Annotated in this window: 27 protein-coding genes; 13 read left to right on the forward strand and 14 right to left on the reverse strand. The window is 43.6% G+C overall.

Annotated elements, in window-relative coordinates; genetic code table 11:
• Nucleotides 1–109 precede the first annotated feature (109 nt).
• The 4 genes from AC07M6_RS01995 (at nucleotide 110) to rsmG (ending at nucleotide 3,445) form a co-directional block, all read left to right on the forward strand.
• Entirely contained in the window at nucleotides 110–1,021 is a 912-nt protein-coding gene (locus AC07M6_RS01995) for an alpha/beta hydrolase (protein WP_494887139.1), read from the forward strand.
• Nucleotides 1,022–1,108: 87 nt separating this feature from the next.
• Nucleotides 1,109–2,233 (forward strand): glycosyltransferase, encoded by a 1,125-nt coding sequence (locus AC07M6_RS02000; protein WP_494887141.1) that lies wholly within the window; start codon nucleotides 1,109–1,111, stop codon nucleotides 2,231–2,233.
• Nucleotides 2,224–2,829, forward strand: coding sequence for an RNA polymerase sigma factor (locus AC07M6_RS02005; protein ID WP_494887143.1), 606 nt, complete (start codon nucleotides 2,224–2,226; stop codon nucleotides 2,827–2,829). Before AC07M6_RS02000 ends, AC07M6_RS02005 begins: the two co-directional genes overlap by 10 nt.
• Entirely contained in the window at nucleotides 2,819–3,445 is a 627-nt protein-coding gene (rsmG, locus tag AC07M6_RS02010) for a 16S rRNA (guanine(527)-N(7))-methyltransferase RsmG (RefSeq protein WP_494887144.1), read from the forward strand. Before AC07M6_RS02005 ends, rsmG begins: the two co-directional genes overlap by 11 nt.
• A gap of 71 nt (nucleotides 3,446–3,516) precedes the next feature.
• Here the strand turns inward: rsmG and AC07M6_RS02015 are convergent, their stop codons facing one another.
• The 3 genes from AC07M6_RS02015 to AC07M6_RS02025 all read right to left on the reverse strand — a co-directional run bounded on the left by AC07M6_RS02015 (nucleotide 3,517) and on the right by AC07M6_RS02025 (nucleotide 5,640).
• The gene (locus AC07M6_RS02015) at nucleotides 3,517–4,773 is read right to left on the reverse strand and encodes a M56 family metallopeptidase (RefSeq protein ID WP_494887146.1); all 1,257 of its coding nucleotides are present in this window, start codon (nucleotides 4,771–4,773) and stop codon (nucleotides 3,517–3,519) included.
• A complete protein-coding gene (locus AC07M6_RS02020; RefSeq protein WP_494887147.1) occupies nucleotides 4,770–5,150 on the reverse strand; it encodes a BlaI/MecI/CopY family transcriptional regulator in 381 nt (126 codons plus the stop codon). Before AC07M6_RS02020 ends, AC07M6_RS02015 begins: the two co-directional genes overlap by 4 nt.
• A gap of 172 nt (nucleotides 5,151–5,322) precedes the next feature.
• A complete protein-coding gene (locus AC07M6_RS02025) occupies nucleotides 5,323–5,640 on the reverse strand; it encodes a hypothetical protein (protein ID WP_494887148.1) in 318 nt (105 codons plus the stop codon).
• 316 nt (nucleotides 5,641–5,956) lie between these two features.
• On the opposite strand from AC07M6_RS02025, the gene dprA reads away from it, so the two are divergent.
• On the forward strand, nucleotides 5,957–7,057 hold the full coding sequence (gene dprA, locus AC07M6_RS02030; RefSeq protein WP_494887149.1) for a DNA-processing protein DprA: 1,101 nt from the start codon (nucleotides 5,957–5,959) through the stop codon (nucleotides 7,055–7,057).
• A 183-nt stretch (nucleotides 7,058–7,240) separates the two neighbouring features.
• On the opposite strand, the gene AC07M6_RS02035 is transcribed toward dprA, so the two are convergent.
• The 6 genes from AC07M6_RS02035 to sppA form a co-directional block, all read right to left on the reverse strand.
• A complete protein-coding gene (locus AC07M6_RS02035) occupies nucleotides 7,241–7,717 on the reverse strand; it encodes a SixA phosphatase family protein (RefSeq protein WP_494887150.1) in 477 nt (158 codons plus the stop codon).
• Between the two features lie 24 nt (nucleotides 7,718–7,741).
• Complete coding sequence (locus AC07M6_RS02040; protein ID WP_494887151.1) at nucleotides 7,742–8,371, reverse strand: porin family protein; 630 nt, start codon at nucleotides 8,369–8,371, stop codon at nucleotides 7,742–7,744.
• A 38-nt stretch (nucleotides 8,372–8,409) separates the two neighbouring features.
• The gene (locus AC07M6_RS02045; RefSeq protein WP_494887152.1) at nucleotides 8,410–9,369 is read right to left on the reverse strand and encodes a glycosyltransferase family 9 protein; all 960 of its coding nucleotides are present in this window, start codon (nucleotides 9,367–9,369) and stop codon (nucleotides 8,410–8,412) included.
• Between the two features lie 6 nt (nucleotides 9,370–9,375).
• Nucleotides 9,376–9,876: a D-glycero-beta-D-manno-heptose 1-phosphate adenylyltransferase gene (gene rfaE2, locus AC07M6_RS02050; RefSeq protein ID WP_494887153.1), complete on the reverse strand. Its 501-nt coding sequence runs from the start codon at nucleotides 9,874–9,876 to the stop codon at nucleotides 9,376–9,378.
• A gap of 111 nt (nucleotides 9,877–9,987) precedes the next feature.
• The gene (locus tag AC07M6_RS02055) at nucleotides 9,988–11,664 is read right to left on the reverse strand and encodes a helix-hairpin-helix domain-containing protein (RefSeq protein ID WP_494887155.1); all 1,677 of its coding nucleotides are present in this window, start codon (nucleotides 11,662–11,664) and stop codon (nucleotides 9,988–9,990) included.
• Nucleotides 11,665–11,790: 126 nt separating this feature from the next.
• Nucleotides 11,791–13,566, reverse strand: a complete 1,776-nt coding sequence (sppA, locus tag AC07M6_RS02060; protein WP_494887157.1) for a signal peptide peptidase SppA — start codon at nucleotides 13,564–13,566, stop codon at nucleotides 11,791–11,793.
• 88 nt (nucleotides 13,567–13,654) lie between these two features.
• On the opposite strand from sppA, the gene folK reads away from it, so the two are divergent.
• Nucleotides 13,655–14,134: a 2-amino-4-hydroxy-6-hydroxymethyldihydropteridine diphosphokinase gene (folK, locus tag AC07M6_RS02065; RefSeq protein ID WP_494887159.1), complete on the forward strand. Its 480-nt coding sequence runs from the start codon at nucleotides 13,655–13,657 to the stop codon at nucleotides 14,132–14,134.
• Nucleotides 14,135–14,157: 23 nt separating this feature from the next.
• The gene (locus AC07M6_RS02070) at nucleotides 14,158–14,526 is read left to right on the forward strand and encodes an Hpt domain-containing protein (protein WP_494887160.1); all 369 of its coding nucleotides are present in this window, start codon (nucleotides 14,158–14,160) and stop codon (nucleotides 14,524–14,526) included.
• Between the two features lie 45 nt (nucleotides 14,527–14,571).
• On the opposite strand, the gene purS is transcribed toward AC07M6_RS02070, so the two are convergent.
• The 3 genes from purS to rho form a co-directional block, all read right to left on the reverse strand.
• The gene (purS, locus tag AC07M6_RS02075; protein ID WP_494887162.1) at nucleotides 14,572–14,826 is read right to left on the reverse strand and encodes a phosphoribosylformylglycinamidine synthase subunit PurS; all 255 of its coding nucleotides are present in this window, start codon (nucleotides 14,824–14,826) and stop codon (nucleotides 14,572–14,574) included.
• Nucleotides 14,807–15,532 (reverse strand): CDP-alcohol phosphatidyltransferase family protein, encoded by a 726-nt coding sequence (locus AC07M6_RS02080; RefSeq protein WP_494887163.1) that lies wholly within the window; start codon nucleotides 15,530–15,532, stop codon nucleotides 14,807–14,809. The genes purS and AC07M6_RS02080 overlap by 20 nt, the downstream gene beginning before the upstream one ends.
• Before the next feature lie 273 nt (nucleotides 15,533–15,805).
• Nucleotides 15,806–17,437 (reverse strand): transcription termination factor Rho, encoded by a 1,632-nt coding sequence (gene rho / locus AC07M6_RS02085; protein WP_494887165.1) that lies wholly within the window; start codon nucleotides 17,435–17,437, stop codon nucleotides 15,806–15,808.
• A gap of 281 nt (nucleotides 17,438–17,718) precedes the next feature.
• Between rho and pyrF the strand changes: the two genes are divergently transcribed.
• The 3 genes from pyrF to AC07M6_RS02100 all read left to right on the forward strand — a co-directional run bounded on the left by pyrF (nucleotide 17,719) and on the right by AC07M6_RS02100 (nucleotide 19,652).
• Nucleotides 17,719–18,552, forward strand: a complete 834-nt coding sequence (gene pyrF, locus AC07M6_RS02090) for an orotidine-5'-phosphate decarboxylase (protein WP_494887167.1) — start codon at nucleotides 17,719–17,721, stop codon at nucleotides 18,550–18,552.
• Between the two features lie 106 nt (nucleotides 18,553–18,658).
• Nucleotides 18,659–19,027, forward strand: coding sequence for a hypothetical protein (locus tag AC07M6_RS02095; RefSeq protein WP_494887168.1), 369 nt, complete (start codon nucleotides 18,659–18,661; stop codon nucleotides 19,025–19,027).
• A 94-nt stretch (nucleotides 19,028–19,121) separates the two neighbouring features.
• Nucleotides 19,122–19,652, forward strand: a complete 531-nt coding sequence (locus AC07M6_RS02100; protein ID WP_494887170.1) for a ferritin — start codon at nucleotides 19,122–19,124, stop codon at nucleotides 19,650–19,652.
• Here the strand turns inward: AC07M6_RS02100 and AC07M6_RS02105 are convergent.
• Nucleotides 19,649–19,915, reverse strand: coding sequence for a (2Fe-2S) ferredoxin domain-containing protein (locus AC07M6_RS02105; protein ID WP_494887171.1), 267 nt, complete (start codon nucleotides 19,913–19,915; stop codon nucleotides 19,649–19,651). The genes AC07M6_RS02100 and AC07M6_RS02105 overlap by 4 nt on opposite strands.
• An 89-nt stretch (nucleotides 19,916–20,004) precedes the next feature.
• The gene (locus tag AC07M6_RS02110; RefSeq protein WP_494887173.1) at nucleotides 20,005–20,481 is read right to left on the reverse strand and encodes a hypothetical protein; all 477 of its coding nucleotides are present in this window, start codon (nucleotides 20,479–20,481) and stop codon (nucleotides 20,005–20,007) included.
• Between the two features lie 102 nt (nucleotides 20,482–20,583).
• On the opposite strand from AC07M6_RS02110, the gene AC07M6_RS02115 reads away from it, so the two are divergent.
• The 3 genes from AC07M6_RS02115 to AC07M6_RS02125 all read left to right on the forward strand — a co-directional run bounded on the left by AC07M6_RS02115 (nucleotide 20,584) and on the right by AC07M6_RS02125 (nucleotide 26,470).
• Complete coding sequence (locus AC07M6_RS02115; protein WP_494887175.1) at nucleotides 20,584–21,195, forward strand: class I SAM-dependent methyltransferase; 612 nt, start codon at nucleotides 20,584–20,586, stop codon at nucleotides 21,193–21,195.
• A 216-nt stretch (nucleotides 21,196–21,411) separates the two neighbouring features.
• Complete coding sequence (locus AC07M6_RS02120) at nucleotides 21,412–23,019, forward strand: glycerol-3-phosphate dehydrogenase/oxidase (RefSeq protein ID WP_494887176.1); 1,608 nt, start codon at nucleotides 21,412–21,414, stop codon at nucleotides 23,017–23,019.
• Between the two features lie 133 nt (nucleotides 23,020–23,152).
• The gene (locus AC07M6_RS02125) at nucleotides 23,153–26,470 is read left to right on the forward strand and encodes a SusC/RagA family TonB-linked outer membrane protein (RefSeq protein ID WP_494887177.1); all 3,318 of its coding nucleotides are present in this window, start codon (nucleotides 23,153–23,155) and stop codon (nucleotides 26,468–26,470) included.
• Nucleotides 26,471–26,481: the final 11 nt, after the last annotated feature.

The raw sequence follows: 26,481 nt of genomic DNA on the forward strand, positions 1-26,481 counted from the left end.
TATATCAAAATAAATCAGCTATATTAGCTACAGTCAGTAATTTATGAAGCTCAACCCAAAAACTTTCTTCAAGCGCATGATGTGGTTTATTTTGTCCTTATTCTTAATAATGAATATTGTTGCCGGATTTCATGCTTATAAATTCACCCATTTTGATAATAGCGGCAAAGCAAAAACCAGGGATGCTACACAGCTTTCATTTGTGGACAAGTTGAAGACACTGTTATTCGGTGTCAGTAATCCCCGGCCTGTAAATTTGAGCAAGCCGGATATCCCTTTTGAAACAATTACCCTAAAGAGTAATAAAAACATAGCATGCTGGTATATTAAACATCCCCAGGCAAAAGGAACCGTGATATTATTTCATGGTTACAGTAGCGAAAAAAGTGCATCATTGGGTGAGGCTATGGTATTTAATAATTTAGGATACAATACCTTATTGGTTGATTTTATGGGCTCGGGAGGCTCGGAAGGAAACCAAACTACCATTGGTTTTTATGAGGCAAAAGAAGTTAAAACCGCCATAGACCATATTAGCCAAATGGGCGAAAAAAACATCATTCTTTATGGCTCATCCATGGGTGCAGTTGCTATTATGAAATGTATGAAAGATGATGCTCCCGAAATCAAAGCCATAATAATGGAATGCCCTTTTGGTACCATGCTCAAAACGGTACAGGGCAGGTTTAAAAACATGCATGTCCCGGCTTTTCCTATGGCTAATTTACTGGTATTTTGGGGCGGGGTAGAAAATAAATTTAACGCGTTCGCTCATAATCCGCAGGAGTATGCTAAAAGCATAAAATGCCCTGTTTTATTAATGTACGGGCAGAAAGATGATAAGGTATCGCGCCAGGAAATTGACGCTATTTATAATAATTTGGGCGGGATAAAGCAATTAAGCTTATTCCCTTTGGCGGGGCATCAGGAATATTTAAAAATGTATCCACACCAGTGGGCGCAGGACGCTGCTGATTTTTTGGCCGGGGCTGCTAAACAGCCGTCAAATTCGGTAAGGTAGCTTTCCTTTTTATGTTAACAATATTTACGCGATATTAAGGGAATTACCATTCATTTTTGCCAATTTTACACGCTTATTTTAACCCGTTTGGAAAATTATATACATATCAGTTTATTCGTTCTTTTTCAGCTTTGTTTTATTATCCAGTTATACTTTTTAATTGGGAAATATAGCAGGCTGGCGGCCTATAAAATCCCACCCGCTGAAACTGAACCAAGCGCTGTTATCCCCATATCTGTTATCATCAGCGCGCGTAACGAGGCTAAAAACCTGAGCCAGTTTTTACCGGCTATTATGGCGCAGGATTATCCCGATTTTGAGGTTATCCTGATCAACGATTGCTCGTCTGATGGATCGGACATCCTTTTGCTGGATATGCAGGCTAACTATCCGCGCCTTAAAGTGGTGACCATTACCGAGCACGACCGTTTTAAAACAGGTAAAAAGTTTGCTTTAACCCTGGGCATTAAAGCCGCTGCAAACGAGCATCTTTTATTTACCGATGCCGATTGTATCCCCGCATCTACACAATGGATCAGGCTGATGGCCCGCAATTTTGATGGTAAGGCCGAATTGGTGCTGGGCTACTCGCCGTATCAAAAATCAGGCGGTATCATGAATACCTTTATCCGTTTCGAAACCTTAAAAACCGGCATCAATTATTTGTCGGCCGCATTGGGGGGCGATGCCTATATGGGCATAGGCCGCAATATGGCTTATACCAAAACTTTGTTTTTTAAGTCAAAGGGCTTCGCATCGCACATGCATATCATTTCGGGCGATGACGACCTTTTTGTGAACCAGAACGCAACAGAAAGTAATGTAAGGATAGAGATTGACCGCGATGCTTTTACCTATAGCCAGGCTAAAACAGATCTATCCGGCTGGTACCGGCAAAAAAAGCGGCACATGGGCGTAGGTAAGTTTTACAAAGACCGCCACCGCCGTATGCTCACTACCGATGCCTTGAGCGGGTTTATTTATTATCTGTTGCTCATCATATCTCTTATTTTAAATTTTGAACCATTACTGGCATTAGGTTTGTTCGGTTTAAGGTTGGCGATACAGTTGTTTTTTTACATCAGGATATTTAAAAAATTGAATGCTAAGGACTTGCTGTTTTATTTACCGTTTTTAGATATGCTATATTATTTTTATCTGAATATTTTCGGTCTTATCGGTACCTTTATTAAAACAACGCAATGGAAGTAAATACTAATTTTACCGAGAATGCAAAGAATGATTTCCAACTGGTGGTGAAAGCACTGGATGGAGACCAGCGGGCGTATGCCGATTTGATGCATCGGTATAAAGATGCTATTTACTTTATGGCCCTTAAAATGGTAAACAACAAAGAGGACGCGATGGACCTTACTGTTGAAACCTTTGGCAAAGCTTTTGAAAAATTAGATAAATATCAGCCAAGTCACGCGTTTAGCACCTGGCTGTTTAGGGTTGCTACTAATAATTGTATCGACTTTATCCGTAAAAAAAAGCTGAATACGCTTTCGCTGAACGGCATGATGGACGACGATGGGGAAGAACGCAGCTTGCAGATAGCAGCCGATGTTTTAAACCCCGAAGAAACCTGGATAAAGAGCCAGCAAACACGCGAACTGAAAACATTAATAGAAAGCTTGCCGCCGCGTTACTGCCGGCTGATTACTCTACGCTATTTCGACGAGCTATCGTACGAGGAGATAGCCCAGCAGCTTGACCTGCCTATTGGCACCGTAAAAGGGCAGTTGTTTAAAGCCCGTTATTTATTAGGCAGCATTGTTAGCCATATTAAAAAAGATGAGATCTGACCTGGTATCCAAATATTTCCCCCATTTATCCGAACAGCAATTGCAGCAATACAGCCAATTACCGGCCCTGTACCAGCACTGGAACGATCAGATTAATGTAGTATCCCGTAAGGATATTGAATTGCTACCCGAACGCCATGTGCTGCACTCGCTGGGGATTGCCAAAGTGATGGCCTTTTTGCCCGGCGAACGGGTAATGGATGTGGGCACCGGAGGCGGTTTCCCCGGTATACCGCTGGCTATTATGTTTCCTGAAACGCAGTTTCATTTAGTAGATTCCATCGGAAAAAAGATAAAAGTGGTACAGGAAGTGGCCAAAGCTATCGGCCTTAAAAATGTTACAGCCACGCACACGCGGGCCGAAGACGTTCCCGGTCAGTTTGATTTTGTGGTATCGCGGGCGGTTACCCAGTTGAAGGATTTTTACCCATGGGTGAGGGGCAAGTTTAACAAAGCATCAAACAATACGTTGCCCAACGGCATCCTTTATTTAAAAGGCGGAGATTTGGAGCAGGAGATCAAAGAATCGGGCTTAAAGGTGCAGCAATATTATTTAAAAGATCACTTTACCGAAGAGTTTTTTGAAACCAAGCAGGTGATATACGTGAAAGGATAGTACGACATAGCTATAAACAATAACGGCAGATATGTTTAAACATATCTGCCGTTATTGTTTATAGGCATTTGTTATCTGATAAATTTTGCGGTATCGTTTGCGGTACCCGAAGGCGTAACCGGCGTCGGTTTTTCTTTGGGTGCCGGTGGGGTTGTACCCGGCTTCACAATAGGCGGCGGGAAACGAATTTGAGTCACTTTTGGTTTAGGTGAGGTTGCATCCTTTTTAACCATTGGGGGCGGGAAACGCACCTTGCTTACCTTTGGCGGTGGCGGCGGTGCCAACTTACCATCTGCATCAGGCTTAACAACCGGGGGTGGGAAACGCACCTTGCTTACCTTTGGCGGTGGCGGCATTTTTTTGCCTGCATATTTGTGATGGCGTGGCTCGACAGGTGGCGGCGGCGGCGGGGTTTGGGGCTTATTTGGTACTGCTACAGGCGGTGGTGGCGGCACTTGTTTGGCTTGGGCAGGTGCCAGGTCAATTAAAGAATAATCCTTAGTAAAACCAAGGGTTGATAGACAGAGCATGCCGCCCAGCAGGGGTAGGGCAACCAGCAGTTTTAGCCTTGCTAAACTGCCTGAACGTTTTTGGTGGAGCATAATAATTCGGGTTTTTAAGAGGTTTTTATTAAAGAAGTTGTTGACCAAATGGCTTTCGGTAAACCCATAAGCGCTGTTGATCAGGAAATCGGTATAACCGTTAACATCCTGTTGCTGGGTGGCAGTTTCCTGGTCGGCAATAAACTCATGCAGCTCTTTAACACTGTTTTGCAGCAGGTAAACCACCGGGTTAAACCAGTTGACGATTTTAAACAATTCCAGAAAAACGATATCCAGGCTGTGTTTTTGCCGGATATGTACCAATTCGTGCTGAAGTACAGCCGGCGAACTGGCCAGTTTAGGGTCAATAAACAGGTATTTAAAAAATGAAAAGGCGTTATTATTATCGGCAATCTCTATTAAATAAAAGCCGTTGTTATGCTGTTTTGCTTTGCGCGATAGTTGCATCAGCTTATATAATTTTATGGCAAAGGCAGTTAACATAACGGCGGCAACCGTGATATATAAAAGCAAGCAATAATCCGCACGTGTCCAAATGTAGGTATTGTTAACCGGCGTTATAGCCTGATACACAATTGGTGACGGAGGTACCTTCCGCAATGTGCCTATTTGCAATAATGGGATGATGAATGCCATTATGCAAATACTCATCAGGTAAACGCGGTTAAGTTGATAGTAAGTTTCGCGCCGTAAAACAAAGTAATAAACCAGGTAAAACGCGGCGAGGTACAAGTTAGCCTCTAACAGGTAATATATCCAGCTCATGATTTTTTATTTTTAAGTTTTTCGGCCAGTTGGGTTAACTCCTGCAGTTCTTCAATGCTCAGGTCTTTTTCTTTTACCAGGAATGATACCAGGCTTTGATACGAGTTGCTGAAATAGCTGCTCATCATTTTATCAAACGTAAACTTTTTGTAATCGGCTTCGGGTACGGTGGCAAAGTACACGTAGGAGTTGCCATAAGCCTTATGATCAATAAAACCCTTGCCCTCCAGCACCCTAACCACGGTTGATACTGTATTATAGGCAGGTTTTGGGTCGGGCATTTTCTCAATAATGTCTTTTACAATGGCTTCGCCCAGTTGCCATAATATCTGCATTACCTGTTCTTCGGCCTTGGTGAGTTCTTTTATTTTCTTCATTCCTAACTATTTTTATAGTTTGCTTGGAATGAAGGTATAAACTATTTTTATAGTTTGCAAACTATTTTTATAGTTTTTTTTAGTTGTTTGAAGAACAGCTAATTGTGCAAAAGCAAAAAGCCTGTTTACGTGAGGTAAACAGGCTTTAATATGATCAATTCTATTGCACTGATCAGGGCTTTTTAATCTTTTTAAACAAATTCAGCGGATCGGGCGGTGCGGGTGGAGCAGGGGGCGTGGCTGGGGTAGCAGCATTATCGGCTTTGCTGCTTTTTTTGTTAGTGCTTTTCGCGTCCTTTTTATTCTTTTTAAAAGGGTTTATTTTATCAAACACCTCCTTAGGTGATGGCGGCGGCGGTGGGGGCGTGCCCAACTTTGGCGGCTCCTGTGCCCTGGCAACGGTGATTGCAAAGCATAAGCCTAATGCTAAGGGGATAGCTACCAGGTACCGAAATAAAATACTCCGGCTTTTGTTTTTTGTTGTTTTCATATAGGTTCTGTTTATAAGTGTGTTATTATTATACGCTTAAAACGGCCAAAAATTATCCGTGCATATTTTCCGGGGCAAACGCATCTGAATAATGAGTACAACATTCAGAGCGAGCAAAATCAGGCCATTTTTGGGTTAACACGCTAAAATTATAATCAATTGATTATAAGTAGTTTATAAAAAATTATGCATGAATTGTGTTAAGTTGTGTTAACCCTACAGGCATGTTGCGTTTGCACCAATAAAGTAAGCTGCGCCACATATTTTCCTAATTATTTTAGCATTTAACGGTTGTTTTTTATATTAGCGGGCTTATATGTCGCTATTACACCAAATTGCCCTCACATTTATAAAAGGAATTGGCCCGGCTTATTCCCGCGCCCTTATCGCTTACGCAGGTAGCGCCGAAGGTGTATTTAAAACTCCGCCGTACAAACTGAAAAATGTGCCGGGCATCAGCGATAAAAGGGTAGAGCTGTTATCAGACATGACACCTCATTTACTAAGGGCTGAAAAAGAACTGACTTTTATAGAAAAAAACAAGGTAGATCCCATATTTTACACCGATGCCCGGTATCCCAAAAGGTTAAAAATGTGTGACGATGCGCCGCTGCTGCTTTATAGCAGGGGCAATGCCGATCTGAACGTACCTAAAGTAATCAGCATTGTGGGTACACGTAACGCTACCGAGTATGGTAAACAGCTTTGCCACCTGCTGATTGAGGAATTGCAGCAGTATAACATTTTAATTGTAAGCGGACTGGCGCTGGGTATTGATACAGCCGCGCATCGCGAAAGCCTGAAGTTTAATATTCCAACGGTTGGCGTTTTAGGGCATGGTTTTGATACCATGTATCCGGCCGGCAACCGGACTTTGGCCGATAAAATGCAGGTAAATGGCGCGGTGCTGACCGAGTATCCATCGGGAACAATACCTAACCGCGAGAATTTCCCGCAGCGCAACCGTATTGTGGCCGGTATGGCCGATGCCACTATTGTGGTAGAGGCCAGCATAAAAGGCGGCGCGCTGATCACCGCCGAAATTGCCAACAGCTATAACCGGGATGTGTTTGCCTTCCCCGGAAGGATCAACGATGAATTTTCGGAAGGCTGCAATTTCCTGATCCGTAATAATAAGGCCGCCCTGTTATCCTGTATGGCCGATCTGGCTTACATTATGGGCTGGGAGAAAAAGGATGATGCAAAGCCGATTGAACAATTGATGCTGCCAATCGACCTGTCGGCTAACGAGCAATTAATATTTGAAACCATCAGGCAAAATAAGTTGCCCCTGGCTATTGACGACCTGGCTATCCGCATTAATATGCCTACCAGTCAGTTAGCTATGAATTTACTGAATATGGAGATGCAGGGCTTTATACGGTCGCTGCCGGGGAAGACTTATGTGGTAAATTAGGTTGAGGTTTAGAAATTAACCACAGAGCGCACAGAGATAGAAATCACAGAGAACACAGAGATAAATGAAAATAAAATGAGATAATACATAGTGAATAAAGGTGATTTTTTACAGATATGCCTCTGTGTCCTCTGTGAAAACCTCCGTGCGCTCTGTGGTTAATTTTTAAATTACCTATAAAACCTAAACATTCTTTGGCGAATCGTACCAGGCCAGTTTGCCGGTATCGGTATGTACCATTTCCCATTCATCAAAATCAAACCCGATCAGGGCCGCATCGCCGGGCGACATTTCTCTTACTTCACCGGTTAATTCATACAGTATCTGGCTAATGCCGGGGTTATGGCCCACCAAGGCTATAAAGCTGTATTCGTCGGGTAAATGGTTAATGGTTTTTAACAGGTTGTGCGTATTTGCTTCGTAGATATGGTTATTGTCGCCCATGTTTGTAATGGCCAGTACTTTTGCTAAAATATCAGCGGTGGTTTTAGTGCGCAGGGCCGGGCTGGTGACAATATACTCGGGTATCAACTCAGCTTTTTTTAGTTTACCGGCTATCAGGGCGGCATCATGCAAACCCTTATCGGTTAAAGGCCGGTCAAAATCTTTCATATCATGACTGCCTGCCTTGGCGTGCCGTACTAATAATAGCTTTTTCATTAAAAAAATTAAGTGTTAAATAATTTAAAATGTTAAACCCAGGGTAATGGTAAACGCGCGGTTATAAACACTTTTATAGTCGGTATCCTTTAATGTTTGTGATGCAATATTAAGCACACCAAAATCATATCCCAGGTTAAAAGTAAGGTGATTATTTAATTCCAACCCTGTTATTAAGCTAATACCGCCATCGTATTTTTTAAAATCATTTTCATTACCAAAAGCTATATCATTTGATGTAGTGCTGTTGGGTGTTTCGTAGGTTATTGTCCCTTTAGCCCCAATGGCAAAATATCCGCCGATACCGGCTATTACTTTCCCTAAAGTAGGTACATTATATTTACGCATAATGTTTACAGGTAGTTGGTAATAAGTGATTTTATTGGTGGTGGTTAGCGCATCTTCCGTAATAACACCACCCTTGTTAGCTATGCCCAGGCTTGTCCGCAAATAATAATCTTTTAATATCGGGAAATTTACCACCACATTGGCATTAAAAGTACGGACGGAGTTACTGCCTAAAATGCTGCTGTTAGCAATATCCTGGATAGCTACCCCGCCGCCAATCCTAAAACCATATTCAATTTTACGCTGTGCATGTGCATAGCTGTAAGCCAGACAAATGATCATTGCTATGATGCTGAGTTTCTTCATCGTTTAACTAAAGATGCTAATTTAAGGTAAGCAGGCTGTTAATTATTTACAAAAGTTACAATACTTTTTTCATCAATATTCTTCATACACTTAAAATGACCAAGCGGGCAGGCACTGCGGCCAAATTTTGAACAGGGCCTGCAAGGCAGCTCAATACCTGCTGTTAAGGTTTTTTTAACCATATAAGGTTGTACACCCAGCAATTCGGGCACGGTGCTGCCCCATACAGATACGATGGGCTTGTTAAAAGCTTCGGCAATATGGGTTAGGCCGGTATCAAAGCCAATCACTGTTTCGGCTTTTGATACCAGGTAAACCGATTCATCAAGCGTAGTAACGCCGCAGGCATTATACACGTATGGGCCAACTGCCCCGGCAATGATCTGGCCATTGTCCCTCACATCATTACCGCCCAATAATACTACAGGCAAACGCAGTTTTTGGCAAATGCTGATCACCTGATCATTAGGCATACGCTTGGTGAAATGTGTAGCGCCAATAACAAAAGCGATAAACTTTTGGTGCGAAGCAGGCAGCAGTTCGTTTAACCGGTGATTTTTCTTGATATAATAATCTATCGGCAGGCCATCGTTTTTTACGCCTAAAAATTCAACGGTTTTTAAGTAACGTTCTACCAAATGCACCGGCGCAACCAGTTTAAGCTTAAATTTTAAGCTCAGCCATTTACTAATGCGCTGCTTATTATACGTAGATGATTTAATGCCTGTACGCAATTTGATGATGGCGGTACGCAGGTTACTGTGCAAATCGATGATCTGATCGTACTGTTCGGCCTTAATCTCGGCGATAGTATCCGATAAGTTGTCTTTTAACAGCAGTAGTTTATCAAGGTAGGGATTATTATCGTAGATATAGCGGAAGGCCGGTTTGGTGAGGAAATGCACTTCAACATTGGGCAATTGTTTAAGGCACCGCACAACCGGTGTGGTGTAAATAATATCGCCCATGGAGCTAAAGCGGATAACAAGTATCTTCATTTCGGGTTATTGCGCGTCTCTTATTTTCCTGATAATTGCGGTAGACGAAAAGCCATCCACAAAGCTGATCACTTCCACATCGCCGCCATTGGCCATTACCTCTTTGGCGCCAACTATGGTATCAACGGTATAATCGCCCCCCTTGGCCAAAACATCAGGCAGTAGGGTACTGATCAAGTTTAACGGCGTGTCTTCTTCAAAAATTACTACCGCATCAATAAAAAGCATAGAGGCTAAAAGCAAGGCACGGCTGTCCTGATCGTTTACCGGCCGTTCGGGGCCTTTCAGTCGTTTAACCGAACTGTCCGAGTTAAGCCCGATAATGAGTTTAGTACCCAGCGAGGCAGCATCTACCATATAAGTAATATGCCCGGTATGCAGTAAATCAAACACACCATTGGTAAACACAACCCGCTCGCCGGAAGCTTTCCAGCCATCTACCCGCTTTTTTAACTCGGGCAGGGTAGTTATTTTTTCCTGTATTTTATTTTTAAGCGGGTTGCCCATGGTGTAAATATCAATAAAAATTAATAGGTCATCCCGAGTTTATTTCAGGATCTCATATGCTGATTACTCAGCAAGTGGGGTGCTGAAACAAGTTCAGCATGACAGGGTTTACTACTTCGTCTTTTTCTCTTTAAAAAATTGATCAATTTCCGCTAAAGATAAGGCATTAACACATTTATCTTTAGACAAACCACCCTTGCGGCCAACAAACACGCCATATTTCATATCGTGGAAACCTTCGGTGCGGTGCGCGTCGGGGTTAACGGATAGCCAAACGCCCTTTTCCAGCGCGTATTGCTGCCAGCGCCAATCCAAATCGAGTCTTAGCGGGTTAGCATTAATCTCTATCACCACAGCATTAGCGGCACAGGCGTCAATCACCTTTTTATAATCGATAGGGTAGCCTTCGCGGCTTAATAACAACCGGCCGGTTGGGTGCCCCAGCATAGTTGTGTATGGGTTTTCAATGGCTTTAATTAGCCGGGCGGTTGCCTTTTCCTCGCTCATTTTAAGGTTGGAGTGCACAGATGCTACCACAAAATCAAAACGCTGTAGTATCTCATCGGGGTAATCCAGCGATCCATCGCCTAAAATATCCGATTCGATACCTTTAAAAATATGGAAACCGTTCAGCTTTTTATTCAGATGATCAATCTCCTCGTGCTGGTTTAAAACGCTTTCAATACTCATGCCCTTGGCATAAAAAGCGCTTTTGCTATGATCGCAAATACCCAGATACTCCAGCTTCATTACATCGCGGCAATACAGCGCCATTTCTTCCAGCGTGTTAACGCCGTCGCTCCAGGTACTGTGGTTATGCAGCGTGCCTTTTAAATCATAAATGGTGATCAGTTCGGGCAATTTCTCCTGCTGTGCCAGTTCAATAAATCGGTCATCCTCGCGCAGTTCGGGCGGCATATATTGCAGGCCTGCTTTTTGATAAATAATATGCTCGGTTTCGGGTATTTCAATGGGCACGGTAGCAAGTGCTAAAACAGCTTCCACATGTGCCTCGGTGCCGGTCTGTTCAAACAGGGTTTGGTGGAAATCAACTTTGGCGCAGCAAATCAGGTCTACCAGCAGGCCGCTTTCCAGTTCGCCTTCCAGGTGATGGTGATTGGCATTCATGTTATTGATCAGGCCCGAATTCATTAAGGCGCTCTCTAAAATATCCTTATCGCGGCTGCCTACCACAATAACCAGTTCGCTGATAATTTCGCATTTACGGCGATATTCGCCGGCAAACTCTATTAGCCCGCCCGGTAGAGTGCTTTTTAACAGATCCATCAGCCTGTCCGCATCCGCTTCTACCTGCGCATACAGGAACTTGCCGTTGCTGGCCATGCGGTATTCAATCACCTTCCGGATCTCTTCCTGTGTTTTCAACCCGAAGCCTTTGGCTTCAATCAGGCGGTTTTCGTTACAGGCATAGTATAGTTCGCCAATATTTTCAATACCCAGATCGTGCCAGATAGTGGCTATCTTTTTTGGGCCGATACCTTTAATGCCCAGCATTTCTACTATGCCCGGTGGGGTAGCATCTATCAGTTCCTGCATTTCGGCAATGGTGCCGGTTTCCAGCAGTTCTATCACTTTGGTGGCGGTGCTTTTGCCTATACCGTCAATTTTTTCCAGTTCGGCCAGGGTTTTACCGGCAATGGGGAAGGGCAGCTTATCCAGCTTAAAAGCAGCATTAGCAATGGACTTTATTTTAAAGGGGTTAACCTCGTGCAGTTCCATCAGCTGCGATAAAAGGCGAAACGTGCGGGCAATGGGTTTGTTCTCCATGTATATAATTGATGAAGGTAAAAGTACGAATTGAACATTAAGAACTACCGAAGACTTACGAAGTTTTTAAATACGCAAAAAAGCCGCCCATCCAGGCGGCTTTTCTATTAAATATCTTCCAAAAACTTATTTAATCACCACCTCAAATGGCATCCGGGCTTGCGGAGTGCGCATCATTTGGGTTACGGTTTTTATTTGCTCGTAATATTTGTAGTTCTCACCCAATTCCGATTGTATCATGCGGGCTTTTACTTTAGCGGTCAGGCCTTCTCCAAACTTATTGAAGATGCTTTTCTGCTCGGGGTAGCTTACCAGGTTATAATCTTTCACGTTGGCCTTTTTAGCAGCCATAGCAACGGCATCGTTAATGTTACCCAGGCGGTCAACCAAACCTAATTTAAGGGCCTGTGTGCCTGTCCATACCCGGCCCTGGCCAATGCTGTTAATATAAGCCTGTGTTTTTTTACGGCCTTGGGCTACATGTTTGGTAAAATCATCATACCCCCGGTTTACCTGGTTTTGTAGTATGGCACGCTCTTCGGCTGTAAGCGGACGATCGGTAGTGCCCAAATCGGCATATTTACCGGTTTTTACACCATCAAAGGTGATCCCCAGCTTATCGTTAAACAGTTTCTGCATGTTTGGTAATAAGGCGAAGATGCCGATAGAGCCCGTAACCGTATTAGGTTCGGCAATGATCGAATCGGCCGCGCAGGAGATATAGTAACCACCCGAAGCCGCGTAATCGCCCATAGATACGATGATGGGTTTAACATCATGCGTAAGCTTCACCTCGCGCCAAATTACATCCGACGCCAGCGAACTGCCGCCCGGAGAATTAACCCGTAATACCACCGCTTTTACTTTGCTATCCAAACGCACTTCGCGCAGGGCTTTTGAGATCCCTTCCGAGCCTATGTTGCCTTCGCTACCTTCACCGCCATTAATATCGCCCGATGCATAAATTACGGCTATCCGGTTTTTTGATGATGTTTTTTCTTCGCCGTCATTAGTCTTGCCATCGCTTTTGGTATAATCGGCAAGGTCCACACTGTGCAGTTTGCTTTTTTTAGAGGTTGCTGTACGTTGCTTTAATTCGTCAAGTACTTCGTCTTTATATTTCAAACCGTCGACCAGCTTGTATTTCAAAGCGTCTTCGGGGAATTGCACGTTCAGGTTATTGGCAATATTAAATAAGGTATCGCGGTTTACTTTACGCGCGGTGCTGATGCCGTTTAAAAAATGATCATACAGCGAGCCCAAATAGGAGGTAACCTGCTCGCGGTTAGCATCACTCATCTTGTTCAGGACGTACGGCTCAACAGCGCTTTTATAGGTGCCTACTTTTATCACCTGGGCTTCTATACCCAGCTTATCCAGCGCCCCCTTTAAAAAGGTAACCTGCTGACTAAAGCCGCTAAATTCAAAGATGCCTTTGGGGTTCATATAAACCTTATCGGCTACCGATGCCAGGTAATACGCGCCCTGTGTATATATTTCTGAATAAGCGACAATGAATTTGCCCGATTTTTTAAAGTCGATCAGCGCGTTACGTACCTCCTCGGTAGTGGCCTGGCCCGATAGCATATAGCTTTCGTCCAGGAAAATGCCTTTAATATTATCATCTGTTTTAGCTCTTTTAATGTTGGCTAAAATATCGTTGAGGCCAACGGCTTTATCGCCGTCGAAGCCTAAAAAACTTAACCCGGCCAGCGGGTTTTTAGGTGTGCGTTCGGCAATTGGGTACGTAAATGCAATGTGCAAAATGGAATTGGAGTCTACATCAACTGTTTTATCGCTGCCGGCTGAAGCAATAATGCCTATCAAAATAAAGATCAATATCAGGCAGGTAAAAAGAATACCTATAATAGTTGCCAGTACAAATTTGAAAAATTGTTTCATTAAAAAATATAATCTGTTTATCTATGCAAACTTAACAATTCAGCGCCGCATTACAGCTAAGAGCGTTATCCTTAATATTTGTTACAACATGTTTAGTGTTTTTTTGCTTTTGGGTAGTAATTTGGGTGATAGATTTGATTACCTGGAACAGGCCATAGCCGGGATAAAGGATAAAGTGGGCGTTATAGTACAGCAATCGGCCATATATGAAACCCAGGCCTGGGGCAAAACAAACGAGCCGGATTACCTGAACCAGGTGCTTTTAGTTGAAACGGAGCTGTCGCCACGGCAGGTGCTCGAAAAAATATTACAGGTAGAGCTTGACCTGGGCCGCAAGCGTGATGCGAAATGGGGGGCACGCACCATAGATATTGATATATTATTTTATGAGGATCATATTATTAACGAACCCGGTTTAATAATTCCGCATCCCGAGCTGCAAAACCGGCGTTTTACGCTGGAACCGCTAAGTGAGATAGCCCCCGGATGGATACATCCGGTAAGTAAATTAAATATGTTACAACTTAAAAATAACTTACAGGATTGTTTGGTTGTTAAAAAATTATAAATTTGATATAGAAAAAAAATAAGATGGCGGATAATCAGGATTTTGACCTTTCTTTTCTTTATGAAATTGCAGATGGCAGTCACGAGTTTATCGTAGATTCCATCGAACTGTTTTTACAGCAAACCCCCGAGCTGTTAGCTACCATAAGCACGGCTATTGCCGCAGGCGACTGGGTAGTAGCAGGAGGAGCGGCGCACAAGCTAAAGCCTAACCTGGGTTTTTTTGGCATGCTGGATTGCCAGGCTACCATGCAGGATGTGGAGCTGCTTTGCAAAGCAGGCGGGCAGGATATAGACCAAATTAACGAAAAGTTTGGCTGGATAAAAACCGTGGTTACCAATAACCTGGTTAAACTGGCCAAAATAAAATCGGATACGGAAGCGCTTCTTTAAGCTGAAAGCTAAAAGACCAAAGCTTTTTGCTTTCAGCCTTCGGCTTTAAGCTACTACCACAGTAAAGCTGTAGCTTTCCATAATCAGGTTGGCTAATAAGCTTTTGCAGGCCTGGTCTACCTTTTGGCGGGCGGTTTCTTCATTTTCGGCCTCAATTTCCAGCGATATGTGTTTGCCTATGCGGATGTTCTGAATTTCGGGCAATCCCAAATTTTTCATGCTACCTGTTACCGCTTTTCCCTGCGGATCAAGAATTTCTTTTTTGGGCATTACATCAATTTCAGCCTGGAACTTTGTCATTGTCGAATTTTAGTTGAATGATAGATAAGGTGATGTATATAAATATGATCACCGGTACGGCGGCAAATTTAAAAAATAGTATCAGAATAGCCGAAAATAGCAGTAATAAATAACGGTAAAAATTACGGTTCGAATCGTTGGCCTTAAATTTAAGCGACATTAGCGGTAATTCGGCTACCAGCAGCGCGCACATAATAATATCCAGCACAATTAGCGTGTACCTGTTTAAAATGTACTGATCAAAGGCGCTGTATTGTTCTACAATAAAGGGTAACGAAGCGATAAGGATGGCATTGGCCGGTGTAGGTAAGCCTATAAATATCTCGGCCTGGCGGGTATCGATATTAAATTTGGCTAAGCGTAAAGCCGAGAATACGGCTATGGCAAAGGCGATGAAACAGATATAATCACCGATTTTATAGATCTGCGGCGACTTTAAAAATAACTCGTATAATATAGCCGAGGGCAGGAAGCCAAAACTCACCATATCGGCTAGCGAATCAAGATCCTTGCCAATACCCGAAAACGACTGCAGCACCCTGGAGGCAAAGCCGTCAAAAAAATCGAATATAGCTGCCAGGAAAATACAGTAGGAGGCAACTATCAGGTTATCGTTAAAAGCGAATACAATACCCACACAACCACTGAACAGATTAGCACAGGTGATGGCATTAGGTAGATGTTTTCTTACACGCGTCCGCATCATGGGGGTGAAGTTACCAAGAATTTATTAAGGATGGATGAAGAGGTTGCATCAAAATTGAAAATCTGCTTTAACAACAAAATTAAATTGGGTTGTGTGGCGATTTAACCACAAAGTCCACAAAGGAATATCATGATGGCTTAACACAAAGGACACGAAGAATTTTTAAATAGTAGTTTAGCTTTGTGTTCTTTGTGAAAAAAACCTTGTGACCTTTGTGGTTAAATTGACCACAAAGGTTACAAAGCCAAATTTTATTTTTGAATAGTTATTCTACTACGAGTTCATCGAAATTAAAAATTCTTCGTTGGTTTTTGTTCCGCGGATCTGTGTTTGCAGGAACTCCATCGACTCTTGCGAGTTCATGTCGGCCAAGTGGTTACGCAGTATCCAGATGCGTTGCAATGTATCGCGGTCAAGCAGCAAATCATCACGGCGTGTGCTTGATGCGGTAAGGTCGATAGCAGGGAAGATCCGTTTGTTAGATAATTTACGATCCAACTGCAGCTCCATGTTACCGGTACCTTTAAACTCTTCGAAGATCACCTCGTCCATTTTAGAACCGGTTTCTGTCAAGGCTGTCGCGATGATGGTTAACGATCCGCCATCCTCAATGTTACGGGCCGCACCAAAGAAACGTTTTGGTTTGTGCAATGCGTTAGCATCCACACCACCTGATAATATTTTACCCGATGCAGGCGCAACGGTGTTATAAGCACGGGCTAAACGGGTGATAGAATCCAGCAGGATCACTACATCATGCCCGCATTCAACCATGCGTTTTGCTTTTTCTAATACAATATTGGCAATTTTTACGTGGCGCTCGGCCGGCTCATCAAATGTCGACGCGATTACCTCGGCGCGTACGCTGCGGGCCATATCGGTTACCTCCTCGGGGCGTTCGTCAATCAAAAGGATGATCAGGTAAACCTCGGGGTGATTTTTGGCTATGGCATTGGCCACATCCTTTAATAACATGGTTTTACCGGTTTTAGGCTGGGCCACAATTAAACCACGCTGACCTTTACCAATAGGCGAGAACAGGTCCATAATACGGGTTGAATAATTGCCCGGATCGGTGAACAAGCTCAGTTTCTCTGACGGGAACAAAGGCGTTAAGTGATCAAACGGGACACGGTCACGCACTTCGGCAGGTACACGGCCGTTAATGGCCTCCACACGTACCAGCGGGAAATATTTTTCGCCCTCTTTTGGCGGGCGGATGCTACCGCGAACGGTATCACCGGTTTTTAAGCCAAACAGTTTTATTTGCGATTGTGATACGTAAATATCATCGGGAGAAGTCAGGTAGTTATAATCAGATGAGCGCAGGAAGCCATAGCCATCGGGCATAATTTCCAATACGCCTTCGTTCACAATAACATTATCAAAATCAAGGTTAACCTCGTCTTTTTTGTTTTGCTGCTGCTGATTTGGCTGGCGGCGTTCAAATTTGGGGGTACGGCTATCGGCCGGGCGCTCGTCTGCTTTAACAGGCGACTCATCATCATCGCCGGTTATCACTTCACGTGCGGGTTCGGCTACAGGCGCTTCTTCATCCGTGGTATAAGGCGGCTCGTCTTCTTCTTCAAAAAGGTTGGTATCATTTAATGGAACATCAACACGTGGTGTAGTTGATGATTTTGCTTTGATAACGCGGGTTCTTTTGCGGGGCTTGTCATCAGCATCCTCGGTAGCGGCAACTGGTTCTGCGTTAATTTCGGCATAGTTGCTGGCTAAAATGCTTTGTTGCGCACGGGCGGCTTCAATTAGCTGCTGTTGTTCAACAATGCGGGTAATAAGTTGTGGTTTGCGTAGCTCGTCTGCTTCGGCAATGCCTAAAGTACGGGCCATATCACGCAGTTCTGAAACGAGTTTATCGTTCAATTCAATAGTAATATCAGACATGGGATGAATTTATAATTCAAAAGGATTTTTTAAAAATTGAGAGATATTTTGTTAGCCAAAACACACAAAAACAACGCCAAAACTTGTAATTTTATTTAGTAAAATAACGTGGAATTTTTAAACTGTTTCTTTGGTGCAAGAAAAATTCAAAGGATAACGATGCAATTTTAACTAATAAAATTTATTATTTCAAACTTTTTAATAAAATATCTTTCCGGAGACTTAACAGTTAAGGGAATTTTTAGTTTTTTTACAATCAAAATACATCTTACCGTTACCGTATGCTTTCCAGGGAACAACTTATTGCCGAAATCAAAAAGAAAAAATCGTTTTTATGTGTGGGGTTAGATCCCGATTTAGATAAGATACCCAGCTTTTTAAAAGCCTATCCCGATCCCATTTTTGAATTTAACAAACGCATTATTGATGCCACCCGCGATTTATGTGTGGCGTATAAACCCAACTCTGCCTTTTATGAAAGCTATGGTATTAAAGGCCTGCAAAGCTTAATTGATACCTGCAAATACCTGCCGGCAGATACCCTGAATATTATTGATGCCAAACGCGGCGATATCGGAAATACATCTGATAAATACGCCCGCGCCTTTTTTGACGAGGCCACATCGGGGATGAATTTTGACGCGATCACCGTTACCCCTTATATGGGTAACGATAGTGTAAAGCCTTATTTAGCTTACGAGGGTAAGTGGGTGATCATCCTGGCGCTTACCTCGTCGGTAGGCAGTAAGGATTTCCAATACCTGGAAACTGAGGGTGGTTATTTATATGAGTCTGTTATTAAAAAGGCTAATACCTGGGCTGGCGCCGACCGCATTATGTATGTCGTGGGGGCAACCAAAAGTACCGAGTTTACCAACATCCGCGCCTACGCGCCCGACAACTTTTTACTGGTCCCGGGCGTTGGCGCACAGGGCGGCAGCTTATCAGATGTGTGTAAATATGGGATGAATAAAGATTGTGGCTTGCTGGTCAACTCCTCACGTTCTATCATCTACGCCTCAAACGGCGAAGACTTTGCAGATGCTGCCCGCGCCGAAGCATTGAGCCTGCAGCAGCAAATGGCTGCGGAGTTGGAGAAGGCTGGAGTGATTTAGTTCGTCGCGGCATTAGCAAAGTATGATTTCCTGATCAGATAATTCTTTAATCTTATTTGGATTAATTATAAATAATGATCACTTTTGTATCGCAAAGGAATCATAGATGCAAGAGACAGAACTCCTAATTGATGAAATGAAACTAACCGAGGTTTTTACAACCGTTTGGGGAGGGATCTATCAATCCGACAGAGAAAGCTGCTGGTATGTTGACTTTGCCGGGAAACTGGCGCGCTTTGATTACCGCTGCCTGCTGAAACTCAAAAAAGCAGTTTATAATATAGATGTAGATGCCATCCTGCTGAAAAGCGGGAAGTCTGCCGATATCGAGATCGTTTTTATCTGCGCCTGCGATCATTCTTATATTCTATCTGTTATAGAGATCGTTCACTTTAAAGAACTGCTGCAGGGTGCCTTTACCATGCTGGAACTTAACCACATTATTTACGATCGTCTGTACCGTTTGGCCGTTTAATCGTATTTAGACTCATTTTATATTATATCCTGATAGGTATATTGTTAATTTATAGCACTATTATTGTTATAATTCACCTAAAAGCATCTTAGATATGAAAGATTTGATCCGTGTAAAGTGCCTGATATCATCGGATATAGAGAGCCTTTTAAACCAGCAGATAAAGAAGGAAGCGCAATCATCGTCCATTTATTTAGCCATGGCATCATGGTGCGACAGGAATGGTTTTGACGGTTCATCTGCATACTTTTTTAAACAAGCCGAAGAAGAACGTACCCACCAGCTCAAGTTTTTTAAATACGTGCTGGATATGGGCGGCACAGCTGTTTCGCCCGATGTAAGCGGTATTAAAATAGAATACAATTCATTTAAAGAAGTATTTGAGGATGCCCTTGACCAGGAGATCAGCGTAACGCAATCTATTAAAAACATTGCCGCCCGCTGCCATAAGGAGCAGGATTATGTAACCCTCGAATTTTTAAACTGGTTCCTGAAAGAGCAGCGTGAAGAAGAATACAAAGCACGCCGCGCGCTGGAATTGTTTGAGGTAATTGGCGAAGAAGGTACAGGACGCTGGCAAATTGACAAACACGTAGGCGATATTAAATACGACAGCGAAGCTTAATCTTTTTGCCCCTGCATTTGTTGCTGTAATAGCTTCAGTACATCCTTTTCGGCATATTCTTTTAACCAGGTATTACCCGGTTGTATAGCGCAGACCGGTGCCCAATCGCACCGGTCTGTGCATTCTGTACGTACCACTTCAAAGCTTCTATCGTATTTGGCCAAAGCCCGGGCTGTTTTATACATGCTTTTCCCGCCCCGTTTGGCGCATTTGCTGCCGGTGCATACATACAGCACAGTATCGGGTATGGGAAATTTGCTCATGGAGTTTAATATCTAACGCAAAATTACTGTTTATCATATATATGCTATATCCGCACAGCGGCCACCCGCTAAATTGAAATATAAGGTAGTTACTGGTCGCCTTTTTTCTTTGCCCGTTTATTTGTTGAAACAGATTTGACGATGGTTTTACCCTCAACAACCAGTTTTTGGTCCTTTATTTTATTCAGCGATAAAATATAGGCGTCCATCACCAGTTGCCTGATATAATCAATGGGGAAATCAATAAGGTCTTTTACCTGGATATACCGGTATTGATTACCCTTGCCTATCAGCATCTTTTTAGGATCGGGCACTTCTGCACCCCAGTAAAACCCGAAGTGGATATTATATCCGGCGCGGTAAACGGCAACGGAGCAAAACACATGGCTCAGTTTTTCGGTCGGCGACCAGCCGATGGCCACCGCGTTGTAATTATCGTAGATCAACTCGTTACACTGCGGATATTCATCCCATACAAAACCGCGCAGCCAAAGCACTTTATCCCGCATAGCGGATGGCAATGGTGCAAGGTAATTAAGCAGGTCGGCGGTTTCTTCCTTAGGCATAATAAAAGCTTACAGTAAATATAGTTAAAACATATCCCCTTAAAACATTAATTTGCAAGATCAGTTTCCCACTAATGACTAATGACTAATGACTAATGACTAATGACTAATGACCCACAAGCCTTATACGGCAACATTGATATCTATTTGTTCGATCAGTTGCTGAAAGGCCGTTTTAGCAATTGCCAAACCATATTGGATGTTGGCTGTGGGGGAGGCCGCAACCTGCACTATTTTTTGCGCAACGGTTACCATGTTTATGGCATGGATGCTGATGCAAGGGCGGTTGAGGCTGTACGGCAATTATCGGCGCAATTGGCGCCCGCGCTTCCGGCAGGTAATTTTGTTGTAGCCAAAGCAGAGGATATGCCTTATGCAGATGCATTTTTTGATCTGGCTATTTGCAGCGCGGTTTTGCATTTCGCGCAGGATCATAACCACTTTGATGATATGCTGCGCTCTGTTTGGCGGGTACTTAAGCCGGGTGGCTACCTGTTCGCCCGTCTGGCATCCGATATAGGTATAGAAGAATTAGTTAAACCATTAGGCAACGGCCGCTATTATTTACCCGATGGCAGTACCCGCTACCTGGTAAACCAGGAAACACTGCTTGAATACACCCGCGAACTGGGCGGCGAGTTATTTGAACCCATTAAAACCACCAACGTGCAAAATATGCGCTGTATGACAACCTGGTGTGTACTTAAGAGATAACCTAAGGACCGCGCGCTTAAAAATTTGATACTTAGTAAGTTTCTTCCTGAATCTAATGATTTCGTAAACATTACGTTGTTTTATTGAAAAAAAACCAATAATAATGTGAAACCAGTGAATTTTAAGTAATTCGGCTGTTTTGGTGGAAAATATGTTTCGTTTTGTTTGTTTTTATTTCAAAAACAATTGCAATATTTGTATACGAAACTAAGCGGAATGAAATTTGAACGGGATATTTTTATACAGGAAATTAACAAAGGCGAAGCCTGGGATGTAATTGTAGTAGGTGGTGGGGCAACGGGTTTAGGCACCGCACTTGATGCTGCTTTGCGTGGTTTTAAAACTTTACTGGTTGAGCAGGCCGACTTTGCAAAGGGGACATCAAGCCGCAGTACTAAACTGGTGCATGGTGGTGTGCGCTATCTGGCACAGGGCGATATTGGTTTGGTTTACGAAGCGCTGAAGGAGCGGGGCTTGCTTTTTAAGAACGCGCCGCATTTGGTAAAGGAGCAGGAGTTTATTATTCCGGCCTTTGGTTTAAAATCAAAATTCATGTACTTAATTGGTCTTAAGGTGTACGATTTGCTGGCAGGTAACCGTGGCTTTAAGCATTCGGCATTTTTGTCAACCCCAAAGGTGCTGCAAGCCATCCCAGGGTTAGAGAAAAAGAACCTGATAGGCGGTGTGCGCTATAGCGACGGCCAATTTGACGACGCGCGTTTGGCCATTAACCTGGCGCAAACCTGTGCGGATAACGGCGGTGTGCTGATTAACTATATGAAGGTTACCGGGCTGCTTAAAAACGGCGAAAAAATAAACGGTATTAAGGCCTTTGATATGGAAGGGCAAAAAGAGTACACGCTGAAAGCCAAAGTTGTAATTAACGCCACAGGTGTATTTGTTGATGAGATATTGCAAATGGATACCCCATCAAATAAACCTATTGTAAGGCCCAGTCAGGGTGTGCATCTGGTATTGGATAAATCGTTTTTAAATGGTGAAAGCGCGCTGATGATCCCTAAAACCGATGACGGACGTGTACTTTTTGCTGTGCCCTGGCATGGCAGCTTACTATTGGGCACCACCGATACGCCGTTAAACCAGCACAGCCTGGAGCCGGTTGCGCTGGAAAAGGAGATTGATTTTATTTTGAATACCGCATCGCAATACTTGACCAAAAAACCTAAGCGGACAGATGTATTGTCTGTTTTTGCAGGTTTACGGCCCCTGGCCGCTACGGGTAATGATACCGGTGCAACCAAAGAAATTTCGCGCAGTCACAAATTAATTGTCAGCTCATCGGGCCTGATCACTATAACCGGCGGTAAGTGGACCACTTACCGTAAAATGGCCGAAGACGTAATTGATAAAGCGATAGAAGTGGCTAAACTACACCCGGCGAAATGCGCTTCGCGGGAAACACATATCCATGGTTATACTACAGCCGTACCAGTGGGGCCATTGGCTTGCTATGGTGCTGATGCCGAAGGTATTAAGAAACTTGCAGCGGAGAATTCCGGAATGGGTGCAGTTTTACTGGATGGGTATGATATCATCAGGGCCGAAGTGGTTTGGGCGGTACGTAACGAGATGGCGCGTAATATTGAGGATGTGCTGGCGCGGCGGCTAAGGGTTTTGTTTCTGGATGCTAAAGCGGCCATATTGATGGCGCCGGCGGTGGCCAAAATTATTTCATCGGAGTTGGGCTATGATGAAAATTGGGAAGTCGCACAGGTGCAGCAGTTTACGCAATTAGCTAATCAATATTTATTAGAACCGTACTACCCGGCTTTAATGCAGCATGGTAACAAAGTGGCGATATAATGAATGTTAAGTAACTGTTAATACTAAATTAAAACTAAATTTACATAGATGAAGCATCTTTGTGGTTTAATCACAAGGAAATGAAATTAATAAAACCAACAAATCAAAACCAATCGTAAAATCCTGAATTATTATGAAGAAAACCTTTACTCATTATGTGGAGGTGCTTTTTCAAATCTCCTGTACTTTAAACAGGAAAATTGAAGCACTGAAAGCATCATTTTTTGACGGGTGGCTGCATAGGCCCCTGGTAAAAATGTTACCATTAATACTTGTAGCGTTAATGGTTTTGCCGCGTTTAGCGGAAGCACAGCAAGCTGATGTAGTTACCGTAAAAGGTACAGTGGTAGACGATGCTGATGGCAGCCCGCTCCCTGGTGTAAGCATTGCCGATGCCAACAGACGGACATTGGGCCTTACCGATGCAAATGGTTTGTTTAGCATCCGTGTGCCAAAGGGCGCCGAGATTAGGTTTACCTTTGTAAGTTACGAGGTATTAACGCGCACCTTTACCGCCAATCAGGAAAAGATCAATATTCGCTTAAAATTATCAGCTACCGCGCTTGAGGAAGTTAAGATAGTAACGGCATTGGGTATTAAGCGCGATGAAAAGGCGCTGGGTTATGCCACTACAACAATTAAGGGCGAACAATTGACCAATGCGTTATCCTCCAACTGGACAGACGCGCTTTCGGGCAAGGTAGCAGGTTTGAACCTGGTACGCTCTAATAGCGGCCCTACCGGATCTACCAAGATCATACTGCGTGGCGAAAACAACCTGACCGGTAGTAACGAAGCTTTAATAGTGGTGGACGGTGTTATTGTTAGCAGTGGTAGCGGCAGGCGCACCGGTATAAGCGGCGAGACCGTATACGGTACCGGGAGCGATAATATGCCGGCCGACTATGGTAGCAGCATCAACGATCTTAACCCCAATGACATTGAAAGTGTAACCATACTAAAAGGCCCGGGCGCTTCGGCATTATATGGTGAGCGCGGATCTAATGGTGCGGTAATGATCACTACCAAATCCGGCAGTCAAAAAAAGAAAGGCCTTGGTATTACTTTTACATCTAATGCTAATATAGAGAAAGTTAACCGCTGGCCGGATTATCAGTATGAATATGGCCAGGGAACGTTGGGAGCCAATTATTATTCGTACGGCGCAGGTCCTGATGGTATCAGTACCAGCGGTACAAGCTCGGCCTATGGCCCGCGGTTTAACGGACAGATGTTTTACCAGTTTGATCCTGTAACCCAGGCGCAGGGTAAAGAGCGTACACCATGGGTAGCTTATCCTGATAAGATCCATAGTTTTTTTAATACAGCTAAAACATTGACCAATAACATCAGCATAGATGGTGGCAGCGATAAAACCACCGCACGCTTTTCGGCAGGTAATGTTCAGAACGATTGGATCACGCCCAATACGGGATATAACCGTACGTCAGTTGGTTTATCTGTCAATTCAAAAATTAACGATAAACTAACCATCAGTTCAAAAGTTAACTATCAAAATAAATTCAGCGATAATTTACCTGGCGCAGGTTATGGTAACCAATCGTTAATGTATTGGTTCATATTTTGGCAGCCAAGCGCTGATATTGATTGGTTAAAGAATTATTGGAAAAATGGACAGGTTGGCCGTGTTATCGAATTCCCGTTCAGCTCGTTCCCCGAAAACCCTTACGCTATCAGTTACGAGTTTTTGAACAAAACCAATCGTAACGCGGTAACAGGTAACGTACAAGCTACCTATGCCATTACTAAAGAGTTTAGCCTGCAGTTACGCACATCCCTGGATATGAGTTATGAAGCGCGTGAGCAAGACCGCCCTTATGATGCCGGTACTAAATATCCTAAAGGATCGTTCCGCACGCAGGATATCTACAGCCAGGAAGCCAGCGCCGATTTCTTATTAAGGTATAATAAAAAGGTAAAGGATTTTAACTTTAGTGCTACAGCAGGTGGCAGTATGCTTAAAAATACCTATAAGGTAGATGAAGTACGTGCCGATTCACTTACTTATCCAGGTATATATACTACATCTAACAATGCAGGCCCGCTGATCACTGTACCGGTGACACAAAAATTTGCCATCAACAGCTTTTATGGCTTGCTTACTACCAGCTACAAAGATTACCTGTTTTTGGATATTACCGGTCGCCAGGATTGGAACAGTACCCTGGCTTCGGCACAGCGTACCGATAAAGTAGGCTTCTTTTACCCATCGGCCAGTTTAGCCTTTAGTGCAACGGATGCATTTAAGCTGCCTACCCAAATCAGTTTTGCCAAATTACGGTTCTCGGCATCTAAAGTAGGTGTTGGTTCAACAATTCCTTACCGTGTAAATTTTGCCTACTCGTCGGCAGGCAGTACTTATAACGGTGGTTTAGTTAACCCAACGTTATTACCAAACCCAAATCTTTTACCGCTTAGTACATTAACATTTGAAGTCGGTGCCGATGTGCGCTTATTTAACAACCGTTTAGGTTTTGACGTAGCCCTTTATACAGGCGATACCAGGAACCAGCAACTTAATCGCATCATTGATGCAGCAGCAGGTGCGCGGCAAGTGGTAGTTAATATTGGCCGGGTAAAAAATAAAGGTGTGGAGCTAACCGTGAATGGTACCCCGGTAAAGACAAATAAATTTTCGTGGAGTATGAACTATACCTTCTCGGCCAACCGTAATAAGATCACCGAACTGTCGGACAGCAGCATTGTATTACAAACAGGCCCTGTAAGCCAGGGCCAGTTAGTTGCTACGGTAGGTGGCAGCATGGGCGACCTTTACGGGATAGGTTACCAGCGCGCACCAGACGGGCAGGTAATTTACAACGCCGACCCTGCAGTACAAGCAGTTGGTACAGCCTTAACAACATCTACCCCGGTTTATTTGGGTAATACCCAACCTAAATGGAAAATGGGTTTGAATAACGATTTTAAGTACAAGCAATTCCACGCGAGTGTTTTAGTTGATGGTCAGTATGGAGCGGTAGCTTACTCGCTTACTGCTTATAAATTAGCCGAACAGGGAAAAACAACCAATACACTTCCGGGCCGTTATAACGGTATTATCGGTAATGGTGTGGTTAGAAATGCCGATGGTACTTTTCGCCCTAATGATGTTACAGCAACAGATATAGATCAATATTATCAGCACGCCTACGGTAGCTATAACGCCGAAGGTTCTACTTACAGCACCAACTTTATTAAACTGCGCGAGGTGCGTTTGGATTACACCCTGCCGGTTAGGTTCACAAGTAAGATAGGTGTGCAGCGTGCCACTGTAGGTGTATACGGTCGCGACCTGTTTATTTGGACAAAATGGCCGGGATTTGATCCGGAATTTGGTACGCTTAACGGCTCTGATATTACGCAGGGTTTCGAGGTAGGCCAGTTCCCGTCAACACGTACTATGGGTGTTAATTTAGTTATCACACTTTAAGCAACGATCAA

The organism is Mucilaginibacter sp. GW821-FHT07H05, assembly GCF_059418485.1.